General features: G+C 47.1%; 6 protein-coding genes. 2 read left to right on the top strand and 4 right to left on the bottom strand.

What is annotated here, in order from left to right; genetic code table 11:
* Positions 1 to 36: 36 nt before the first annotated feature.
* Positions 37 to 10458, bottom strand: a complete 10422-nt coding sequence (locus HGH91_RS14800; RefSeq protein WP_168739387.1) for a Calx-beta domain-containing protein — start codon at positions 10456 to 10458, stop codon at positions 37 to 39.
* 488 nt (positions 10459 to 10946) lie between these two features.
* Between HGH91_RS14800 and ahcY the strand changes: the two genes are divergently transcribed.
* Both ahcY and HGH91_RS14810 read left to right on the top strand, forming a co-directional pair.
* A complete protein-coding gene (ahcY, locus tag HGH91_RS14805; protein ID WP_168739389.1) occupies positions 10947 to 12275 on the top strand; it encodes an adenosylhomocysteinase in 1329 nt (442 codons plus the stop codon).
* A 160-nt stretch (positions 12276 to 12435) separates the two neighbouring features.
* Complete coding sequence (locus HGH91_RS14810) at positions 12436 to 13167, top strand: pyridoxine 5'-phosphate synthase (protein ID WP_145671420.1); 732 nt, start codon at positions 12436 to 12438, stop codon at positions 13165 to 13167.
* Between the two features lie 155 nt (positions 13168 to 13322).
* Here HGH91_RS14810 and lon read toward each other — a convergent pair whose 3' ends face one another.
* From lon to HGH91_RS14825, 3 genes are all read right to left on the bottom strand, one after another.
* On the bottom strand, positions 13323 to 15725 hold the full coding sequence (gene lon, locus HGH91_RS14815; protein ID WP_168739391.1) for an endopeptidase La: 2403 nt from the start codon (positions 15723 to 15725) through the stop codon (positions 13323 to 13325).
* Between the two features lie 212 nt (positions 15726 to 15937).
* Entirely contained in the window at positions 15938 to 16549 is a 612-nt protein-coding gene (locus HGH91_RS14820; RefSeq protein WP_168739393.1) for a porin family protein, read from the bottom strand.
* Between the two features lie 112 nt (positions 16550 to 16661).
* The gene (locus HGH91_RS14825; RefSeq protein ID WP_168739394.1) at positions 16662 to 17570 is read right to left on the bottom strand and encodes a hypothetical protein; all 909 of its coding nucleotides are present in this window, start codon (positions 17568 to 17570) and stop codon (positions 16662 to 16664) included.
* Between the last annotated feature and the right edge of the window lie 96 nt (positions 17571 to 17666).

A 17666-nucleotide genomic window follows, 5' to 3' on the forward strand; every position in this document is an offset into this window, starting at 1 on the left:
CAAACACATCTTATTGATTGTTGTTTCGTAGGTCCATTACCGTTTTATGACTATAAACCCGGTATAGCGTTCCTTTTTGCCTTCCGGCGTAGTGATTTCAATATTGTAGAAATAAGAACCGTCCGGCACATCATTTCCTACATTACCACCCGCGTTGGCTTTTCCTCTAAAATTATTGGACTTGTTGTCATAGTTCTTTAGCTTGAACACCGTACCACCCCAGCGATTAAATATCACTACCTCGTTATTCGGATATTTCTCAATATTCTCGATATACATCGCATCGTTACCCTGTCCATCGTTGTTTGGCGAAACAGCAGGATGTACGCGGATCTTACCATCTTTACCATCCAGGTAGTCAATATTCCTGTTCTGGTCGAGGTTGTACTTACTTACCGAATCAGGTACGCCATCGCCGTCAGAATCCAGGTCCAGGAAGTTCGGAATACCATCTCCATCGGTGTCATCATCAAACGGATCACCATTTTTGTTGATATCCTCCTGTTCATCTGTGAGGCCATCTCCATCTGTATCACAGGTTTTACACATGGCATCATCATTGAGAATAACGCCGGTGGCTTTATCTGGACTGGCAATCGTTGGCGTATGCTGACCAGAAGGCACAGTCACCGTTTTCATTCTCACAATAAATGTTTCGTTCTGCTCAAAGGTGGTATCCCCGATAATGTTTACCGCTATCTGCCCGATGGTCTGCATCGGCGCTATCACCGTTTGTTTGATCGTATTATCGAAATCCTTTCCTGGTGTAGCCCTGAAGTCCATGAATGGGAAGGAAACGCCATCGGTAGATTCCTCAAAGTCATAGTTGATGGTAATAGGACGGGAACTTCTTCGACTCAGTTGTACATTGAAGTAGAGTGGTGTATTTTCTCCCATATTACCTTCTTTCACACTGAACTTATCGGCAGCAAATACCAGTGTTAATGGATCGTTGTCCGTTACTTCCACCCTGGCGGTATCTTTTACGCCTGGTTTGTATATCAGCGAGCTGGAAGCCGGCAAATATGGCAGGATGCTGGCTTTCAGATACCCATCGTCGTCATTGATATCATTATCGCTGGTAGTGATGGTGAACGTATGTTGCTTAGTCAGCGCCGGCATGTTAATGGTAACGATATTGCCATTCACCGTGCCCTCACCGGCTGTAAACGTACGGGCGGCATCCTGGGCTATCTGTATCCGGATCGGAACGTCATGTGCCGCAGTGGAAGGTGATTGCAGGGTGAATTGTATAGCCGCGCCCTCGGCAACAGTTGTTTGAGCGGTAGATATTTCTACCATCAGGGTATCGTTATCGTGAATCACCACGTCGGCCGTTGTGTTGGCAGATAATGGCCAGGTTACGCCCTGTATCGTGCTGGTAACTGTGGCCAGTTGCACCTGCACGTTTTCATCTCCCTCCACAATATTATTGTCAATCGGATCTACCTTAATATCAGCGCCATGTTGACCAGCCGGAATTAATACGGTTCCGCTCAATTTCTGGTAACGGCTGTCGGCTACCGCTGTACCGCCAATGGTATAATATACATTCACATCTTTGGCGGCCGATAACTGCGTATCTGTAAACTGTACCCGGAAATATCCCGGTGTAGCAGGTTCAGATGCATCGGCTGTTTTGGTAATGGCCATCTGGCGACCAGCGGAATTACTTTCGTCATCGTGAACGGTTAAGGTCACGGTATCTTTATCATCCACATCCAGCGCTATATTTTTGCCAAATCGCTTCATCTGGGCCAGCATCAGCGATATACGCACCTGTTCATCTCCCTCAATAACTTTATTATCTATCACATTTACGGGCACGGATATACTGTTTTGCCCAGCCGGTATAACAGCAGATGTTTGTATCGGTGCAATATTGGTGGTACCCAGGATGCTGCTTACATAGAACACTACTTTTACATCGGAAGCAGCGGTCAGGTTACCTGGCAACTTCAGTGTATAAGCGCCATTGGTAGCTGGTTCTGCGGCGTCGGCAGTTTTCTGCAGCAACACCCGCATATCGCCGGTTTCAGGAATTAACACCATGCCTGGTTGTACGGCCGTATATCCTGCGGTACCCAGCTGAACAGCAAATTGCAGCTGCTCATCTCCTTCCAGTACCTGGTCATCTGTTATCTTCAGTTGATAAGCTTCATTGTGCGTACCCGCCTTTAATATTACCTGCGCCGGGATACCGCTATAGTCAGCATTGTCGGCAGTAGAAGTGATATCCTTATTGATATTGATCACCACATCTTCCGAAGAGGTAATCTGGCTGGCAGCAAACCCGATAGTAACTGCACTGCCACTGCCTTCATGAACAATGGAAGAGTCAATACGCATGGTTACTTTCAGGTTCTCCGGATCCAGCCTGGTCGCGTCATCAATTGTCACAGCCATAGAATCACCTTTCATACCCACAAAATGTTGTGGTTCGGCTACTATCCACAATGCTTCCGGTTGTTCGAGTATAAAATCTGTCTTAGCGGTGAACGAGAAATCTACTCCCGGATCACCTGCTTTAATTACTACAGTTGCCGGCAGGTTATCGAAATCAGCTACTGTGGCTACAGACTTACTACCAGTGTTCAGCATTACGGTGAGGTCTTTTCCACAGGTAACGCCAGGCGCCAGGCTCACATTCATCTTGTAGGTATTGCCTTCCAGTACATGTGTTCCCGGCGTAATGCCCGTCAGGTGGATAAAGCCGGTGGTTGGATCATCATGCGTTCTGTCTTTGATGGTAATGGTGGTATCTTTTACAACGCTGGCGCTGAAAACCGGATCTGTAATATTACCTGTAAACACCACGGTTTCATCATCTTCCAGTATCTTATCACTTAATGCCTGCAATACAAAGGCGTTAGTACCTATGTTACTTCCTTTTTTGATAGTAATATCATAAGGAGATGGCAACGCATTATGGTCGCTATTCACCGCTGTACTCAGCGTATTGTCCTTATTAATATGTACTACGATATCTTTACCGGCCTGCAGGTTATTGGGCAACTGCACGCTCAGCGAAGCCCCGGTACCTCCTTCATCAATAGTTGCCAAAGTGCTGTTGATAACAACAGGCGCCGGCAACGGGTACTGATGCGGATCATCCTGTATGGTAAGCGTAGGTACCGCGATGGTGTAGCTGCTGATACCGTCCGATGCCGCTGGCGACAGCGTAATGGTTTCAGGCCCTTCTGTGAAATTGTCGTTTTTAATTTTCAGGCTGGTCACCACACTGTTGCCATTGCTCAGGGTAACGCTGGCAGGCAGTACATAATCCAGTCCTGCTTCTGCGGTACCTCCTGTTTGAGGTAACTGTATATTGATAGGCACAACGGTAGTAATGCCGGTTGGCAGGCTGATTGTCACGGCGCCACTGTCGCCTTCTACCAATGGTGATTTGAAGAAGGTTACATTTAACTGAAGATTGGCGGCATTCGCTCTTGTCAGGTCTTTAATTTTCAATGGCAGGTTATTTACCGTGTAACCATTTACGGTAGCATTTACGGTTACCGTTTCATCTGTTTCCAGTACCTGGTCGGTTTTGGTTTGCAGCAGTTCAAAAGTAGCCGTGGTTTGGCCATGCGGCAGTACAAAGGAAGTAGCAGACAGCGTATAGTCCGCTGGGTTGCCGGCGGTAGTCTGACTGTTGTCAACTGCCAGCTGAATAGTCACATCTTTCGTAGAGGCGTAAGGGGTAGATACTGTTACCATTACCTTATTACCTTCCGGTACCAGGGTAGCATCCGGTGTGAGCATAATCTTCCGGGCGCCTGGTTGCAATTGCGTGATATCTTTTACATAAATAGCGGTAGTAGTTGCCGGCATTTGGGCATTTCCTTTATTACCATCCACCACGATTATTCCTTCGTCGTCCAACAGCGGGCTAACGGTAGTAGCAATGGCGCCGCTATTGCCAGATGACTGGTTATTCAAGATCGTAATCGTAGCTGGCAATCCGGACAGGCGCGCTGTGGGGAAAGTTGAGGCTGGATCGTTTTTCTGTAAACTGATCTGCCAGTTCTTTCCTGCTTTCCATCCATGCGGGAAGGTAGCAGTGATAACAGCGCTACCGCCTTCGTTGATGCTGTCTGGTACGCTGGTCAGCAGTACGGAATCGCCGGCAGGGAAAGGATATTGCGCATCATTAATATTCAGGTCAAATAAAGCAGGCGTAAAGGTATAGGTAGCTGTACCGTAGTCGTCGCTTGCGGCTGGTGTGATGCTGATCTTTTCCACATCTTCCACCAGGTTGTCGGCTTTCACATCCAGGGTAGCTGAACCGGTGCCGCCACTGCTAAACGTGAAGCTAGCGGGCAGGATATAATCTGTTCCGCGGGTAGCCGTTTCCGTAGCCACATTGGAAGGTAAAGATATCTTAATCGGTATTTCCGTAGTTACACCAGCTGGTAAATTAAAGTTGATCGCAGGTGTGGTGCCTTCATTTACACCAGTAGCATGCAATGTATACGTAATCGCAGTATTGGCAGCCGTTCTGCGGGTCACGTCGTCAATGATTAACGCTGTATCGGCTACGGTATAACCAGTGGCGGTTGTGCCAGTAATGGCCAGGCGTTCATCTTTCTCAATAATCTTATCCTTAGCGGCATAAACAACAGCATACTGGGTGGTAAACGGAGAAGCCGCACCAGCAGGCAGTTTAATGCTGGTTTGTAAACGGGTATAATCAGTTACTGCTGCTTCGGTGCTCGCTCCTACGCCCAGGTTGATCACTACATCTTTAGCGGACGTGTAACCAGCTGGTAAGGCAATGGTGAAGCGGGTGCTGTCGTCTTCATTGAGGTGATAGCTTACCGATGCTACTACCAGTTTTTTCTGCGCCGGGTTGGTATTATCCTTAATGTATACGTTGGCAGACTTAGCTGGCATGTTAGTATTGCCTGCATTGCCATTTACTATAAGGATGGCATCATCATCAAATACATTGTTGGTAGTGGTATTAAACGCCGTAGAAGTAGCCGTACCGGAGTTAGATGCTTTAGTGATGGTGATGCTCGCAGGCACTGCACCATGGCGACTATCAGCCGCAGTTGATTTCACCGCATCTTTCGCCAGGGTGATCATCCAGTCTTTACCGGCTATCCAGCCATGCGGGAAGGTAGCCGTGATCTGTACATTATTTCCTTCCAGCACGGTGTCCGGTACGCTGGTCAGCAGTATGGAATCGCCGGCAGGGAAAGGATATTGTGCATCATTAATATTCAGGTCAAATAAAGCAGGCGTAAAGGTATAGGTAGCCGTACCATAGTCGTCGCTCGCGGCTGGTGTGATGCTGATCTTTTCCACATCTTCCACCAGGTTGTCGGCTTTCACATCCAGGGTAGCTGAACCGGTGCCGCCACTGCTAAACGTGAAGCTGGCGGGCAGGACATAATCTGTTCCGCGGGTAGCCGTTTCCGTGGCTACATTGGATGGCAGGGATATCTTAATCGGTATTTCTGTAGTTACGCCGGATGGTAAATTAAAGTTGATCGCAGGCGTCGTGTTTTCATTTACACCACCGGCAGGTAAGGTGTAAGTGATAGCCGTATTAGCCGCTGTTCTGCGGGTCACGTCATCGATGATCATCGCCGTATCAGCTACGGTATAACCAGCAGCAGCCACGGTAATGGCCAGGCGCTCATCTTTTTCTATGATCTTATCTTTCGTGGTAGCAATGACCGCATACTGGGTGGTAAACGGTGAAGCTGCGCCAGCAGGCAGTTTAATGCTGGTTTGTAAACGGGTATAATCAGTTGCTGCCGCTTCCGTGCCAGCGCCTACGCCCAGGTTGATCACTACATCTTTGGCGGAAGTGTAACCGGCGGGTAAGGCAATGGTGAAGCGGGTACTGTCGTCTTCATTGAGGTGATAGCTTACCGGTGCTACTACCAGTTTCTTCTGCGCCGGGTTGGTATTATCTTTAATGTACACGTTGGCAGCCTTAGCTGGCATGTTAGTATTGCCTGCATTGCCATTTACTATAAGGGTGGCATCATCATCAAATACATTGTTGGTAGTGGTATTAAACGCCGTAGAAGTAGCCGTACCGGAGTTAGATGCTTTAGTGATGGTGATGCTCGCGGGTACTGCACCATGGCGACTATCAGCCGCAGTTGATTTCACAGCATCTTTCGCCAGGATGATCGTCCAGTCTTTACCAGCTATCCAGCCATGCGGGAAGGTAGCCGTGATCTGTACATTATTTCCTTCCAGCACGGTGTCCGGTACGCTGGTCAGCAGTATGGAATCGCCTGCAGGGAAAGGATATTGTGCATCATTAATATTCAGGTCAAATAAAGCAGGCGTAAAGGTATAGGTAGCCGTACCATAGTCGTCGCTTGCGGCTGGTGTGATGCTGATCTTTTCCACATCTTCCACCAGGTTGTCGGCTTTCACATCCAGGGTAGCTGAACCGGTGCCGCCACTGCTAAACGTGAAGCTGGCGGGCAGGATATAGTCCGTGCCGCGGGTAGCCGTTTCCGTAGCCACATTGGATGGTAAAGATATCTTAATCGGTATTTCCGTAGTTACGCCGGCTGGTAAATTAAAGTTGATCGCAGGCGTTGTGTTTTCATTTACACCACCGGCAGGTAAGGTGTAAGTGATCGCCGTATTAGCCGCCGTTCTGCGGGTCACGTCATCGATGATCATCGCCGTATCAGCCACCGTATAACCAGCAGCAGCCACCGTAATGGCCAGGCGCTCATCTTTCTCAATAATCTTATCTTTCGTGGTAGCAATGACCGCATACTGGGTGGTAAACGGAGAGGCCGCACCAGCAGGCAGTTTAATGTTGGTTTGTAAACGGGTATAATCAGTCGCTGCTGCTTCGGTGCCAGCGCCTACACCCAGGTTGATCACTACATCTTTGGCGGAAGTATAACCGGCTGGTAAGGCAATGGTGAAACGGGTGCTGTCGTCTTCATTGAGGTGATAGCTCACCGGTGCTACGATCAGTTTCTTTTGCGCCGGGTTGGTATTGTCCTTAATGTATACGCTGGCAGCCTTAGCTGGCATGTTGGTATTGCCTGCATTGCCATTTACTATAAGGGTGGCATCATCATCAAATACATTGTTGGTAGTGGTATTAAACGCCGTAGAAGTAGCCGTACCGGAGTTAGATGCTTTAGTGATGGTGATGCTCGCGGGTACTGCACCATGGCGACTATCAGCCGCAGTTGATTTCACCGCATCTTTCGCCAGGGTGATCATCCAGTCTTTGCCGGCTATCCAGCCATGCGGGAAGGTCGCCGTGATCTGTACATTATTTCCTTCCAATACGGTGTCCGGTACGCTGGTCAGCAGTACGGAATCGCCGGCAGGGAAAGGATATTGCGCGTCATTAATATTCAGGTCAAATAAAGCAGGCGTAAAAGTATAGGTAGCCGTACCGTAGTCGTCGCTCGCGGCTGGCGTGATGCTGATCTTTTCCACATCTTCCACCAGGTTGTCGGCTTTCACATCCAGGGTAGCTGAACCGGTGCCGCCACTGCTAAATGTGAAGCTGGCGGGCAGGACATAATCTGTGCCACGGGTAGCCGTTTCCGTGGCTACATTAGATGGCAGGGATATCTTAATCGGTATCTCTGTAGTAACACCACTTGGCAAATTAAAGTTGATCGCAGGCGTCGTGTTTTCATTTACACCACCGGCAGGTAAGGTGTAAGTGATAGCCGTATTAGCCGCCGTTCTGCGGGTAACGTCATCGATGATCATCGCCGTATCAGCTACCGTATAACCAGCAGCAGCCACCGTAATGGCCAGGCGCTCATCTTTCTCTATGATCTTATCTTTCGTGGTAGCAATGACCGCATACTGGGTGGTAAACGGAGAAGCCGTACCAGCAGGCAGTTTAATACTGGTTTGTAAACGGGTATAATCAGTCGCTGCTGCTTCCGTTCCAGCGCCTATACCCAGGTTGATCACTACATCTTTAGCGGAAGTGTAACCGGCGGGTAAGGCAATGGTGAAGCGGGTGCTGTCGTCTTCATTAAGGTGATAGCTCATCGGCGCTACTACCAGTTTCTTTTGCGTAGCATCGGTGGCATCGGTAATGGTCAGCTTCAGGCTGTCTTTTACCAGGATACCGTTATCGGGCGTCCAGCCTACCAATACCAGGTCGCGGGTATCATCAAATACCAGGTTGGTGGTGGTGTTGATATTGATTTTATTAGAAATGGTAGTCCCGGCGGGAATAGTCACCGAATCTACCGGAAAGTCATAAGTACTGGTGGCAGCGGTAGAAGATCCTCCACGGGCAAATTTCACTTTAACCGGGATTTGGGTGGACAGGCTTGCTGGCAGTTCTGCCCACACATTAGCAGATGTTCCTTCATTAATAGCGGTGGCAGAAAGATGCAATACGATCGGTGCGGTCATCGGCAACTGCGCATCCAGTATTTGAGTGGTATCTGGCGCGGCAGTATAAGTAGTTCCGGCTATATGATCAGTGGCGGTAATGGCTAAAATAAGTGACTCCGTACCTTCTATTTTACTGTCATCTACGATAGTAAATGGAATGGGAACATTATGTCCACCTGCTGGAATCTGTGCCGTACCGGGTAATGTATAGTCATCTACGGTAGCGATGGAGGCATTATCCCGGGTAAGTGTAATATCGATGGGGATATCGGTAGTAACGTTAAATGGCAGCGTAGCTACCACCTGTCCATTGTATGGTTCCTTTAACAGGGCTGGTGCGTCTTTTGTCAGGGAGATGGTGGTAAGGGTAGCATCCAACCGCGTAGCATCCTGTATCAGCAAGGATTTGGTAGCTGTTTGCACCTGCCCCATTACAGTTGCCGTCGCCTTGAAGTTTATGAGTTCGTCATTTTCCAGTACGCTATCCTTTACTGCCACAATCGGAATATTTACACCGTTAGAGTCTTTGGCAATAGTAACCTGGTGAGGAAACGTAAAATCTTTTAACTCAGTGGCTACCGTGCCTGCGTCTAATGTCAGGTCCACCGTGGCTGGTTCTGAAGCAAATACGCCGGGAGGGAGGGTTACCCGCATATTGTTACCGGTACCTTCCAGGATTTTTGCAGGTGCGCTCAGGGTGATATTTCTTGGCTCATCGTCTACGATGGTGTAGGTACAGGTAGTTTTCCCTGAAATCTTTACCAGCTGGTTACAGGGCATGGGTACCAGGCGGAAGGTCATATGCCGGTTATATTCCAGCACATCATTTCCGATAATGCGGATATTCTGCAGCGGAATCAGCTGATTCGCAGCATAAGTACCTGCCGGAATCATGTAAGCGCCGGTAAAAAGGTAGTCTGTTCCCTGTTGCGCCACATGCTGTTCGCCGGCAGCTGGTGGCGCCACTTCCATTTTAATATATAATGGAGCTTTAATAACCGTGGCTGCTCCTACTTTTACATTGATAGCCGCGGTGGAAATATTTCCGCTGTTGTTTTCAGCCCCACTGACTGAATCCTTTTCGAAAGACAGGGTAATAGGCTGAGTACCAGTACTGAGCGGGTCTCCCCCGGTGAGGATGATCTGTGTGGGAGCTTTATTATCTTCGTAATCAATGGCTACCCTGGTTCCGATAGCGGCATTGTCAGGTTTTTGCCCCATATACACTTCAGCACCCAGCCCTTTGTTGGACGGATTATTTCCACCTCCATCAAAATTATTCAACAGGTTAAACCCGTTGGTGGCCTCTCTATCCCATGATGATACGGCGGAAAAAGAGTTGAAAGTATTGTAAGCATGATAAGTATGAGACAGTGGTCCGGGAGTGCCGGCGGGATCCATGTTATTGTCGCCGCTGGCACTTCTATAAAAACCTATTACACTGGGAGTGGCGGAAGCTACAGGCAAACGATAGCTCACCGCCCAGGTATTATTGGCATTTATGGGGCCTGACGGAGGCAGGGGGTCCTGCATCGCCAGGTATTCGCTCAGGAAGAGATGTACCTCCTGTCCGATCAGGTTATTGTAAAAAGTATAGTCAAGGAGAAAATAGGTCTTGGAACGATCGTAGCTGATGGTCATTAATACAGTAGCATCGTTAATCACGGTGCTACCATCGGCATAGGATACTTTTCCTACAAGGCAAACTTTATACGGGTCAGCTGTGGTACCGGTCCCCATAATGTCAGAAGCTTCACAAAACGTCACGGGCAACGGATTTTCCGTGCGATTATGGGTATAATAGTTCTCTATCTTAAAAGCTGTTTTTATTCCCAGGGTAGTGGAGTCACCGGAATCTTCAAATCCCGTTTCCGTGTTCCCCTTCCGGAATACCTGGTAAGTGCCATTGGCATTGATCTGTATTTTCAGTTCACTGTTGGCAGATGTTCCCCCGGTAGGGTTAATAGTTATCGGGAATTGCTGTGCATATACTCCAACACTGATGAGGGAAAAAATGATCGCCAGGTACCATACCTTCTTCATAAACAGGCAGATACGAAGGGGCATACCTTGCTTCGTCGATTTCATAGGATGGGAAAGGAGTAACATATAAGTTCGTAAATTTCTATTTATACATATAGATTTTTAGTCAAAAAATGTGGAAACAGTCCTTAGTAAAACCCTATATGCGAATCTCTAATTGGCTCTTCCGGCAGCGCTAATACTATTCTACTCCTCTTATAACTGAAAAACCAGCCGCCGGCAATTTTCTATATATCTCAAATCTTTGGGTAGAGGGATGTTCAAGCGCACTTAGGGCGCTTATTATGATTTCTATAATTGTTTTATACCCTTCCACCTGTGGCACATTACCAAACAATTAGATATAAAATCATATATTTTAATTAGCAAATTTATAATATTATTTATATTAAATCAAATTAAATTATCAGAGAGGGTTAGCGAAAAATAGGCGCAGTGGTTAACAAAAATTTAAGTTTCCCGTGACAGGAGCCAGGGTCATATCATTATGTTAAAAGTTAAAATAACCCTAGATTTGCAAAAAAGAATTCAGAATGTCAACAATAGCAAAATCAAACATTGACTTTAGCCTCGAATACAAGGTAAAAGATATGTCTCTGGCGGCCTGGGGTCGTAAAGAGATTGAACTGGCAGAAGCAGAAATGCCCGGCCTGATGTCTTTAAGACAGGAATACGGTAGCAGCAAGCCATTACAGGGAGCCCGCATCGCCGGCTGTCTGCATATGACTATTCAAACAGCTGTTTTAATTGAAACCCTGGCTCACCTCGGTGCTGAGGTGCGTTGGAGTTCCTGCAACATATTCTCTACACAGGACCATGCCGCTGCTGCTATCGCCGCTGCCGGTATCCCTGTATTTGCCTGGAAAGGCCTGAATGAAGCAGAATTTGACTGGTGCATTGAACAAACCCTGTTCTTTGGCAGCCCTGACCGTCCGCTGAATATGATCCTCGACGATGGTGGCGATCTCACCAACATGGTATTCGACAAGTATCCTGAACTTATCCAGCATATCAAAGGATTGAGTGAAGAAACCACTACCGGCGTTCACCGCTTGTACGAGCGCATGAAAGCAGGTACTTTACCAATGCCCGCTATCAACATTAACGACTCTGTTACCAAATCTAAATTTGATAACAAATACGGTTGCCGCGAATCCTGCGTAGATGCGATCCGTCGCGCTACCGATGTGATGATTGCCGGTAAAGTAGCTGTTGTAGCTGGCTTCGGAGATGTGGGTAAAGGTTCTGCTGAATCCCTGAGAGGTGCAGGTGCCCGCGTTATCGTTACTGAAATTGACCCTATCTGCGCATTACAAGCCGCTATGGAAGGTTATGAAGTAAAGAAAATGAACGACGCCGTAAAAGAAGCAGATATCATCGTTACCACTACCGGTTGCCGCGATATCATCACAGGCGAACACTTCAAACTGATGAAAGATAAATGCATCGTTTCCAATATCGGTCACTTCGATATCGAAATTGATGTAGCCTGGTTAAATAAAAACTACGGTAATACCAAGGTAGAAATCAAACCACAGGTAGATAAATATACCATCGATGGTAAAGACATTATCCTCCTGGCTGAAGGCCGCCTGGTAAACCTCGGTTGCGCTACCGGTCACCCATCTTTCGTAATGAGTAACTCCTTCACTAACCAGGTACTGGCTCAACTGGAACTGTGGCTGCACTCAGAAAACTATAAAAACGAAGTGTATGTGCTGCCTAAACACCTGGATGAAAAAGTAGCCCGCTTACATCTCAAGAAAATCGGCGTAGAACTGGATGTTCTCACCTCTGCTCAATCTGAATACCTCGGTATTCCTGTAGCAGGTCCGTTCAAACCTGATTATTACAGATACTAAGAGCCGCAAAGCTTAAAGCATAAAGCGAAAAGCTATTGAAGTGAATAACCTAAGCGAGTAATTATACGCGCTGATCATTCACTTCAATAGCTTTTCGCTTTATGCTTTAAGCGCTATGCTTTTTACAGGTTGCTTACTGCTTTTTCAGTATTTTTGCAGCATGACAAAGCTGAGCGTAAACATCAACAAGTTTGCTACCCTGCGCAATGCCCGCGGTGGCAATCTTCCGGATATATTAAAAGTGGCACAGGACTGCGAACGCTTCGGTGCCGATGGCATTACCGTTCACCCCAGGCCCGATGAACGCCATATTCGATACCAGGATGTGAGAGACCTGAAACCATTGGTCACTACAGAATTCAATATCGAGGGCTATCCTTCGAAAGACTTTATGGACCTGGTATTGGCCGTGAAACCACACCAGTGCACCCTGGTACCAGATCCACCAGATGCCATCACCTCTAACACCGGCTGGGACACCATTGCACATCAATCACAATTAAGAGAAGTAATCGGTACATTGAAAAAAGCCGGCATCCGCGTATCCATTTTCCTCAACCCGGATGTTAGTAAAGTGGAAGGCGCTAAAAGCGCAGGAGCCGACCGCATCGAATTATACACCGGCCCTTACGCGGAAGAGTATACGAACGCACGTACACAACCACAAAACCTGCAGCTCTTCAACGATTATAAAAATACTGCTAAAGAAGCCACCGCTATTGGTTTAGACCTTAATGCAGGACATGACCTCAATCTCGATAACCTCCGCTTCTTCAAGCTCCACATTCCCCAGCTGAAAGAAGTATCTATCGGGCATGCCCTCGTTGCAGACGCCCTGTACTTCGGACTGGAAAATACCATCCAACTCTACAAGCGACAATTAACTGATTAAGTTTAAGGCATAAAAAAAACAAAACCATTCCGGTCCCCCGGAATGGTTTTGTCAACCCTTAAAACAATCAACATGAGTTCATAGCGGGGTCACAACAAAACCGATATGAACTATATATAATTTGCCGCCATGACTGACGGCAATGTTACGCCCCTTTACTTCTTTAATAACGCTATTTCCAGCACTTGGTTCATTTGTTTTACATAATGAAACTTCATGCCCTTGATATAAGAAGGATTAATGTCTTTAATATCCTTCTCATTTTGCCAGCAGAGAATGATTTCCCGGATACCTGCCCTTTTGGCGGCCAGAATTTTCTCTTTGAGCCCACCTACCGGTAATACCTGTCCACGCAACGTAATTTCCCCACTCATAGCCAGGTACGATTTCACCTTACGGCCGGAAAATACCGACGCTAACGCTGTTAGCATCGTGATACCCGCGCTCGGTCCATCTTTGGGCACTGCTCCTTCCGGTATGTGTATATGCACACTCTTGCTGGAAAACAGCTTCGGATCCAGTTTCAGCTCCACTGCATGGGACTGCAGGTAAGTAAGTGCCGTCACAGCAGATTCTTTCATCACATTCCCCAGGTTCCCTGTCAGCTTCAAATCACCCTTTCCTTCGCTTAAGCTGCTTTCGATAAACAGGATCTCCCCTCCTACATACGTCCAGGCCAGGCCTACAGCTACTCCTGGAGGATTGCCCACTTTATAGATTTCATTGGAATAACGGGGCTTACCCAATATCCGCTGTAAATCGGCCTCTGTCAGGTTATCCGGTAACGCTTTATCCATGGCCACCTGCTTGGCCAGGTTACGCATGATGGCGGCAAACTGCCGGTCCAACTCACGTACCCCACTCTCCCGGGTATAATCCGAAATCAGCTGCTCTATCACCGGGTTGCCGATTTTTACTTTAATATCCTTCAGGCCATGGGCATCTTTCTGCTTGGGCAACAGGTGCCGTTTGGCTATCTCTACTTTCTCTTCTATAGAATACCCGCTCAGATCAATAATTTCCAGCCTGTCGCGCAGCGCAGGGTGAATAGAATTGATATTATTGGCAGTGGCAATAAACAACACCTTGCTCAGGTCGTACTCCAGTTCCAGGTAGTTATCGTAGAAAGTGCCGTTCTGTTCAGGATCCAATACTTCCAGCAGGGCAGAACTAGGATCGCCCCGCATATCGTTTCCTATTTTATCAATCTCATCCAGGATCATTACCGGGTTAGATGATTTAATCTTACGGATCGACTGTACCACGCGCCCCGGCATGGCGCCGATATAGGTTTTCCGGTGACCGCGGATTTCGCTTTCATCATGCAATCCTCCTAAACTCAAACGCACATACTTGCGTCCTACCGCATTGGCAATAGAACGGCCCAGGGAGGTTTTACCAATACCCGGAGGGCCTACAAAGCACAGGATAGGCGATTTCATATCGCCTTTCAGCTTCAGTACAGCCAGGTATTCCAGTATACGCTCTTTGATTTTTTCCATGCCATAATGGTCATGGTCCAGTATTTTCTTGGCCTTTTTCAGGTCATAACTATCCGTGGTGTATTCGTTCCATGGCAAGTCCAGCATGAGATCCAGGTGATTGTATACCACGCTGTAATCAGGGGTGCTGGGATGCATGCGCTCCAGTTTCTCAATACCTTTGGCAAAAGCTTCCGCTGCGGCAGCAGGCCACTTCTTTTCTTCAGCCTTGCGCTTCATTTCCTTCAGCTCCCGGTCATTGGCATCTCCACCCAATTCTTCCTTGATCGACTTCATCTGCTGCTGCAGGAAGTAATCCCGCTGCTGCTTGTCCAGGTCTGCCTTGGTTTTATTGGTAATTTTATTCTTCAGCTCTGCCAGCTGCAATTCTGTTTGCAGCAATTTCATCAGTAATTCGGCCCTGGTACGCAGGTTATTGATTTCTAATAACTGCTGCTTTTCCTTCAGATCGGAATTAAGATTGGAAGAAACAAAGTGCACCAGGAAAGAAGGATTCTCTATATTCTTCAGTATAATGCTGGCTTCAGATGGCAGGTTGGGAGATAATTGGATAATCTGCCCTGCCAGGTCTTTGATGGAAGAAATATAGGCATCAAATTCGGAATCATCTTCCGCTGCCTCATCGTGCAGTATATTGATTTTGGCTTTGAAGTAAGGATCTTCCGACACAATTTCATCTATCTTAAAGCGCTTGCGGCCCTGGATGATAATGGTGGTACCTCCATCGGGCATTTTGATCAGCTTCACAATACGCGCTACCGTACCCACATCACTCAGATCTGTCACCGACGGATCTTCTATCGTACTGTCCTTTTGCGCTACTACACCGATCGCTTTGTCGGTTTTGTACGCATCATTTACTGCCTTTATCGATTTATCCCGGCCTACCGTAATTGGCAGCACAACACCCGGAAATAATACTGTATTTCGTAATGGTAATAATGCCAGTTCATCGGGAATCTTCTCTTCCTCCTGTCCCTCCCCATCTTCATTCAAAGGGATAATAGGCATGAACTCCATTTCATCTTCCGAATTTCCTAAATAAAATTTGTTCATCTGTGATATTTAAAAAGACATTCTGTCAGACACTTCCACAAAAGTCTTCATTTTTTTAGATACTCCTACATTGTCAAGTTTGATGCCAAGTGACGCTCTGGCAGACCGCTATCAGGCCGCTTAACCAGCTATTAGCAAAAAAGCAGCGAAGACAAATGTGATACACATTTGTCTTCGCTGCTTTTTATGGAAAGCTATACTTTGCGGGATTCTTAGAAGCTTACCCCTACACCCAGCTGAATGCTCTGGTTTTTCCAGTTGCTGGTGTTGGTAACGCTTTCTGCATTCTTCACATCATTGAAGCCGATGATGTAGCGGGCACTCACGTTTACGATAGGCAGTTGTAACCATAAACCGGCAACACCGGAAATTTCACCACCTTTGAAAGCCTCATTGGCAGCACCAAATACTTTCCTGTCGCTTACCATAGCACCAAACTGAGGTCCTACCTGCAGTTTCAGGCGCGGGGTACCTAAATCAATGTTAGCTAATAAAGGAATGCTCAGGTAGTTGAGGTTTACTTTTTTGCGGTTATCGGAAGTACTTACATTCTTGTAGATGTCGCTAAAGTTGTCGGTAGTTTCTGTTTTGGTAGAAGAGAAAATCACCTCTCCCTGTACTCCGAATCCTTTTACCAGGTTCAATTGAGCGAAACCTCCCAGGTGGTAGCCTAATTTAAATCCATCCTGAAAACCAGTTCCGTCAAGCTTTCCAAGGTTAGCACCGCCCTTGATACCGAAGCGCAGAAACTTCGTGGTTTGGGCATTTACGGCGGTTACGGCGGTCATCGTCAGCAACGCTGCGGCGAAAAACAGTTTTTTCATAAATCTTGAATTGTTAGTAATGGTTAAAATATAGACGTCCCAGGGAAACGTTACCCCTATTTTGTAATTACGATTTCCGTAATTACAAATTCCGTGCTATTTGTTAAAAAAATCAAAAACTGTAGGCCATACGGGCAGTGAAGTAACTCATAATCCCCTGATCCACACCGGTGAAAGGCTTGAAAACAGTGAAGGCGGGAGCCAGGTTAAAGCGACCAATAAAATACGATAAATTGAGGGTAAGATCCAGGGCGCGGGGTGCAAATTCGGTGTGATCTTCAAAATTCAGCTCTTTTCCCGGGTGCTTTACCAGCTTACTCAGCTTGGGAGAGCGGGTAATATATTGAAATGCTTTGAGATTGCTGTAGTAGTTGGCGGTGCCCATCGTGAAGTTAACGGAAGGGGTGAGCATCAATACATCCATACGGCCTAATACACCCGTGAACATGAACGGATGCCTTACCGATACGATGGTATTGAAATCGTTGCCCCGCAGGGTTTCTCTTTTGTGCATACCTTCAGACACGTCCTTTCCCCAGCCATAATCCAGGCTCACACCAGGTTGCAGCCACCAGCGGCGATAATAGAAATAAGTAAATACTTCATTCCGGATAGGCGTAGCAGGCACATCTGTCGAATCGGCAAACAGGTAGCGGGTATAGGAAATACCAGTGAGGAAATCTTTGTTTTTCGTATAGTCATAACCGGCAGTCAGATCCCATTCAAACCACGGCTGATGATCTGAATTGAAAAGATAATAAGCGCTAACGCTTGCATATACACCGCTTTTATGATAATAACTCAGAGAGGGAGCTACAAATGTTTTTAAAACAATTGGCAACTCAAAGTTGGTGACTTTACTACCGTAAGCAGGATTATTACCATACCCAACGCCCACCACCACTTCGCTCTTTTGCTGCTTCTGCAGCAATGAGTCCAGCTGTTTCTCCAGCTCTGCTAAAGTCTGTCCGGTTGCAACACGGCTACATAGCAACAGGAACGTTAAGAAGTATAGGCGCATGTTTCAAAAGTACTGGCTGCAAGATAAGAGTAATTCAGTATTTAACACCCCCTATCCCGTGAATAAGGGGAATAGGGGGTTAAACAGCGCTTTTCT

It is taken from the genome of Chitinophaga eiseniae (assembly GCF_012641265.1).
Lineage (GTDB): Bacteria > Bacteroidota > Bacteroidia > Chitinophagales > Chitinophagaceae > Chitinophaga > Chitinophaga eiseniae_A.